This window comes from Roseiarcus sp. (assembly GCF_052145395.1).
In the GTDB taxonomy this organism is placed as follows: Bacteria; Pseudomonadota; Alphaproteobacteria; order Rhizobiales; family Beijerinckiaceae; genus Roseiarcus.
The window spans coordinates 1-5,547 of sequence record NZ_JBKQOT010000828.1 but is presented as its reverse complement, the minus strand read 5'-3'; the positions used below and the strand labels follow the sequence as shown (position 1 = coordinate 5,547).

At 68.9% G+C, this 5,547-nt stretch carries 4 protein-coding genes; all 4 read right to left on the bottom strand.

What is annotated here, in order from left to right; translation table 11 throughout:
* The coding region (locus ACLP25_RS28805; protein WP_442472521.1) for an SDR family NAD(P)-dependent oxidoreductase at nucleotides 1-392 on the bottom strand (392 nt) is incomplete at its 3' end.
* A 559-nt stretch (nucleotides 393-951) separates the two neighbouring features.
* Nucleotides 952-2,196 carry a DUF1501 domain-containing protein gene (locus ACLP25_RS28800; protein ID WP_442472520.1) on the bottom strand — a complete coding sequence of 415 codons (1,245 nt, stop codon included), beginning with the start codon at nucleotides 2,194-2,196 and terminating at the stop codon, nucleotides 952-954.
* 3 nt (nucleotides 2,197-2,199) lie between these two features.
* Complete coding sequence (locus ACLP25_RS28795) at nucleotides 2,200-3,729, bottom strand: DUF1800 domain-containing protein (protein ID WP_442472519.1); 1,530 nt, start codon at nucleotides 3,727-3,729, stop codon at nucleotides 2,200-2,202.
* A gap of 147 nt (nucleotides 3,730-3,876) precedes the next feature.
* A complete protein-coding gene (locus ACLP25_RS28790; protein ID WP_442472518.1) occupies nucleotides 3,877-5,295 on the bottom strand; it encodes an MFS transporter in 1,419 nt (472 codons plus the stop codon).
* Nucleotides 5,296-5,547: the final 252 nt, after the last annotated feature.

Below are 5,547 nucleotides of genomic sequence, written 5' to 3'. Positions count from 1 at the left end.
CCCGGCCGTTTCGACGCGTTCCGGTCGCGCGCGTATTCCTGCGCGTTGACGTTCGGCGCCTTGGCGTTGACCGTCATGTTGCGGTCGAAGGTCTCGAGCGTAAGATCGAGGAACGGCTCGAGGGCCGTCGTGCCGGCGCAATTGACGAGGAGATCGAACGGCAAGGCGGCGCGAACCGCGGCGCGGGTCGCCTCGAGATCGGCGAGATCGGCGGCGACGATACGGCATCCGATCGCCGCGTGAAGCGAGGCGAGGCCGTCGGCCGAGCGGCCGAGCGCCAGGACGGACGCGCCACGACGGGCGAGCAGTCCGGCGGCGACGCGGCCGATCCCCTTGGTCGCGCCGGTCACGAGAACAGTGCGGCCGGCGAATTCGTGCGAGTCGTCGCTCAAATCTTGATCCTCCCGGGTCGTTGCTTGCGGGCCGTCCGCGGACGCGGAGCCTCGCGCCCATCAAGTCTAGAGCCTGACGCCTTCAGGGTGAACCCGCTCCATCTTTGCGCCCATCGTCCGCGGATCGAGGCGCATTCGGGCGTCGTTCGGCGTCATTCGGCGCGCGTTCGGCAGGCGTTCGACACGCGTTCGGCGCTGGATTTGACCCTCTTATTCACCCGTGAATCGTGACCTTTCAACGCGTTACACTTGAGTTTGGGGAAAAATCCTTTCGCGCGAATTGTCTTCGTCATGTGACCCATCCCCGGGTGGACGGCCGCGTCCCGTTTGAGACGGCGTCGATCCGCTTGCGCTTGGTTTGGGGCTCGCATGAAGAGATCATATAGAGACTTCTGGTTTTCCGCAATCAAAAGCCGCGCCATCGCCGTTCGCGCGCGTGGAGAGCGCCGGCGCCTTTCTCCGCTCAAAAAACAACGGACCGGCGGCCGCCCAGCCCGCCCCGGCGCCCGGATCGCTTTGACGCTGGCGAGGACAAGGGCGCGACGGAGACTGATCCGCTCTACGCGATGAGGCCCTTCATCGGCGCCGCCGCGGCGCTTTCCGGGAAAATGGTCTCGGCCAGCGTCTTCGGCGACAGGCCGAAGGAGTCGGCGAGGAGGCCCTTCAAGACGCCGCGCAGGTCGGTGGTCGGGTAGAGGTCGCGGCCTTCGTAAAGCCGTTCGGGCCTGAGGCTCGGCCAGTCGGCGACGACGCGTCCGCCGGCCAGCGCGCCGCCGGCGATCAGCGCGGCGGTCGCCGTGCCGTGGTCGGTGCCGTGCGTGCCGTTGACCCGGACCGTGCGGCCGAACTCGGTGACGGCGACGACGACCGTGTCCTTCCAGGCGTCGCCGAGACTGGCGTGGAGCGCGTCGAAGGCGGCGTCGAGGCCCTGAAGCCTCTGCGCCAGCAGGCCCTGCGCCGCGCCTTCGTTCTGGTGGGTGTCGAAGCCGTCGAAGGCGAGCGCGGCGATCCGCGGCCCGTCCGGCGCCGCGAGCAACCGCCCCGCGCCCGCCGCCGCGAGGCGCATCGGTTCGACCGGGCCGCCGCCGGGCTTTTTCATCGGCCCCTCCGCGTCACGCTGTTCGGAGGCGACTTTTTCAGCGGCGACGGCGGCGTGAAGCCGCTCGCCGAGCAAGGCGTCGCTATGAGCGTAGAGATCGAGCACGCGCTGGGTGAGATCGGCCCCGGCCGGCGCCAAGCCGCCCGGCGGCGCCCAGCCGAGCGCCGGCGCCGGGCCGCGGATGACGAGCGGCGCGGTCGCGCCGACGGCGACCCCGCGCAACGACCCCTTGCCCCCGCCCGGGAGGGCGGCGAGCGTGCGGTTGAGCCACCCGCTCTCGGTCCGGCCCGGACCGGGATTGCCGCTTTCGAGCACGTCCTGGCCGTCGAAATGCGAGCGGTCGCGGTAGCCGGTCGCCACCGCATGGACGACCGTCGCCTGTTTGGCGTCATAGAGCCGCTTGAAGGCGGCGAGCGACGGATGCAGGCCGAACGCGCCGTCAACCGGCAGCGCGGCGCGATCGCCCGAAGCGGCGAAGGCGAGATCGCCGTGCAGCGTCGCATAATCCGGATCGCCGATCGGCGGGACGGCGGACAGGCCGTCCATCGCTCCGCGCAAAATGATGACGACGAAGCGCGGGTCGCGCGCCCCGGCTGCGCTTGCCGCCGCGGGCAGAAAGCCGAACCCGCACAGGGCGCCGAAGGCGCTCGCGGCTCGGACGAATCCGCGGCGCGAGAGAGCGGGGTCGAACGGGTCGCGGACCATGGGTCATCTCCTCTGGAACTCGGGCGCCATGAACAGGAGCGCCAGCGCCTGCTCGCGCGATTCCGCACGCTCAATCGTCTGGACGGTGTCCGGCGACGCCGTCTCGCCGAGCGCCGTCTTCAGGGCCGGGAGCGGCTCGGCGGCGCCGCGCATCCGCTGGCCCATGGCCCAGGCGATATCGAGCCGCGCCTTCATGCCTTCAGGCGAGGCCCAGGAGTCGCTGACGTCGGAAAAGCCGTTCGGGCCGGACGGCTGCCACAACGGCATCCCCATGAGACCCAGCGCCGGCAGATAAAACCCCGGGTCGTGCGGCTGAAAGCTGGTCGCCCGCGCCGCGCCGACGACGAATTCGAGCGGCGTTCGGATCTTGTTGCGTTGCGGGGTCCAGGCGCGGTCGTCGGATACGAACGCGGAGACGACGACTGCGAGATCGCCGTCGCTGTCCCGAAACTTCCGCGCGAGCGTTGCAACGAGATCGGACGGCGGGTCGTCGGCGACGAAATGGCGCACGAGCTTCATCGCGATGTGCTTCGCCGTCGCGGGATGCCGGGCAAGATCGTCGAGGACCGCGCGCCCCTGCTCGACGCCGGCGTCCGGATAGGTCCTGCCGAGGATTTTTCGCGCGCCCGGCTCGTGCCAGTTGGGCGTGAAGGCGAAGGCGCCGGGCGCGCCGCTCTCGCTGTTCGGCCCCGACACGCTCCAGCCGGTGATGGCGCGGGCGAACTCTGTGACGTCTGCCTGCGTATAGCCGGAGCCGACGCCGAGCGTGTGCAGCTCCATGATCTCGCGCGCCAGGTTCTCGTTGAGCCCCTTGCCGGCGAACCTGCCCGGCGCGGCGTTCGGACCGATCGAGTTCTGGTTGTCGAGGAAGAGGATCATCGCCGGGTGCGATTCTGCCGCGCTGAGCAGCGTGGAGAACTTGCCGAGCACGTTGGGACGGATCGCCTCGCGCTCGAAGGGACCCGCGGCGGCGCGCAGCTCTCCGCTCTTGGCGACGGAGACGGCGAAATGGTTCGACCAGAAGGCGACCAGCCGCTCGACCAGGCCCGCGCGCGCCTCGAGCTGTTTTTCGAGCCGAGCCTCGGCTTCAGCAAGAAACTGCGCCTGCTGGACCGGCGGCTTCCTCGGCGGTTCGGCCGTCGCCGGCTCGGGTTTGGCGGGCTCAGCCATCATCGAGCCTGCGGACGGCGCCATCGGGGGAGCGGATGACGGGCTCAACGAAGGACCGCGGGATGGCGTCATGGCGGAGACGACCGGCGGGGTCGGAGTCAGCGCCGCTGTCTGCATCGCGGCAGCGGCCATCTTGGCGCGCTCCTCGCGGACGCGTTCCTGTTGGAGGTAGTAGGCTTGCAGGGCCTCGGTTCCTGAGGGCGGAGCGCGGTCGCGGATCAGCGCGACATTGGCGGTCCACAGTTCTTCGAGGAGAAAGCCGCGCGGATCGCCGGCGGCTTCGGCGAGACTGCCCGGCCGCGCTCCGAGCCCGAACCGGTTGAACGCCGTGACCGCGGCGGCGTCATTGGCCCCGATCGCCATCTTTGTAAAACCTCGCGCAACAGACCGAGCCGGGTTTCCTGAACGATTAAAGCACCGGAAGAATGAGCCGCGCGTGAACCAATCGTGGCCACATTCGGAATCTGGCGCGCGGACCCGAGGCGGGGGGCTTTTCTCGGACGGCCGACCTTACTCCGCCGCGGCGGCGGCCCCTTCCTCCCGCGCCGGGGCCTTCATCGCCAGCGCCGCGCCGGCGTCGGGCTTCAGCGTCGCAAAGATCAGCGTGGACAGGCTGGAAATGACGGCCACCGCCACGAAGGAGAGCGAAAGATCGCGCGCAACGAGCGTCTCATCGCCGAAGCCGACCTGGATAAGCTGAATGCAGACGGCCGCCACCGCGACGCCGACCGCGCCGGACATCTGCTGCGACACGCTGGCGAAGCTGGTGGCCCGACTCATGCCGGGCGTATCGATGTCGGCGTAGGAAATGGCGTTGAGCGCGGTGAATTCGAGCGAGCGGAAGTATCCGCCGGCGAGCAGCGCCAAAAAGATCAGCCAGTGCGGCGTCATTGGCGTGAACAGCGCGTAAGACGCCATGAACGCGCCGGAGATCAGCGCGTTGACCACCAGCGTCCGGCGGAAGCCGAACCAGCGCAGCGCTGTCGAGGCGGTGAACTTCATCGCCATCGCGCCGACGGCGGTGGCGAAGGTCAGCGAGCCGGATGCGAACGGCGTGAGGCCGAAGCCAAGCTGCAGCAGCAGCGGCAGCAGGAAGGGCAGGGCGCCGATGCCGATGCGGAAGATCAGCCCTCCGACGACGCCGGAAAAGAAGGTCGGAATCTGGAGGAGCTTGAGGTCGAGGATGGCGTCCTCGTTGCCGCCGGCGTGACGGACATAAAGCCCAAGCAGAACAAGGCTCACGGCGATCTGCGCGGCGACCTCCAGCCCCGGCGCCATGCCGCGCCCGATCAGCGAAAGGCCGGAGATCAGGCCCAAAAGGCCGGCGCCGGACAGGAGGAAACCTTTGAAGTCGAAGCGCGGCACGTCCACCTCGCGCAGATTGGCGATGAACCTGAGCGACAGGGCGACGCCGAGCACGCCGATCGGGACGTTGACCCAGAAGATCCAGCGCCAGTTGAAATATGTGGTGATGAACCCGCCGAGCGGCGGCCCCGCGACCGGCCCGAGCAGCGCCGGCACGGTCAGATACGCGAGCGCGTCGACGAGGTCGCTCTTCTCGACGCTGCGCAAGAGCACGAGGCGTCCGACCGGGACCATCATCGCGCCGCCGAGGCCCTGGAAGACGCGCGCGGCGATCAGGGTGTCGAGCGAGTTCGACGCGCCGCAGCAGATCGAGCCGAGGGTGAAAACGACGATGGCGGAGCAGAAGACCGTGCGCGCCCCGAACCGGTCGGCGACCCAGCCGGACGCGGGTATGAACACCGCCAGCGTCAGCATGTAGGACGTCAGGGCGAGCTTGAGGACGATCGGGTCCTGATGGAGGTCGTGCGCGATCGCCGGCAGCGAAGTCGAGATCACCGTGCCGTCCATGTTCTCCATGAACAGGGCGGTGGCGACGATGAGGGCGGTGAGCAGGGCTGGGCGCATGGAAAGCCGCGTCCTTTTGGCGCCGCGTCCGGGTCATCGCAAGGTGGAGATGGGGTCGTGTGGTCACAATGGTTTGAAGGCGCCCTCGGTGGAGGCGGATTCCGGCCGCCTCGTGCGCGCCGCGCGCCCCGTCACCACCATTCCGACACGACGTCATTGCGGCGTCGTACAAATGTTGCTACCGTTAAGTTTCCGGGGAGATTGTGGGGGCGTTCCGGAATTTCCGGCGGCCGCGCGATCGCGGAACGATCA

Excerpts from the sequence above, each read along its gene's own strand:
- ACLP25_RS28795 (WP_442472519.1), bottom strand. The coding sequence starts at position 3,729 with ATGGCGATCGGGGCCAATGACGCCGCCGCGGTCACGGCGTTCAACCGG.
- ACLP25_RS28790 (WP_442472518.1), bottom strand. The coding sequence starts at position 5,295 with ATGCGCCCAGCCCTGCTCACCGCCCTCATCGTCGCCACCGCCCTGTTC.
- ACLP25_RS28800 (WP_442472520.1), bottom strand. The coding sequence starts at position 2,196 with ATGGTCCGCGACCCGTTCGACCCCGCTCTCTCGCGCCGCGGATTCGTC.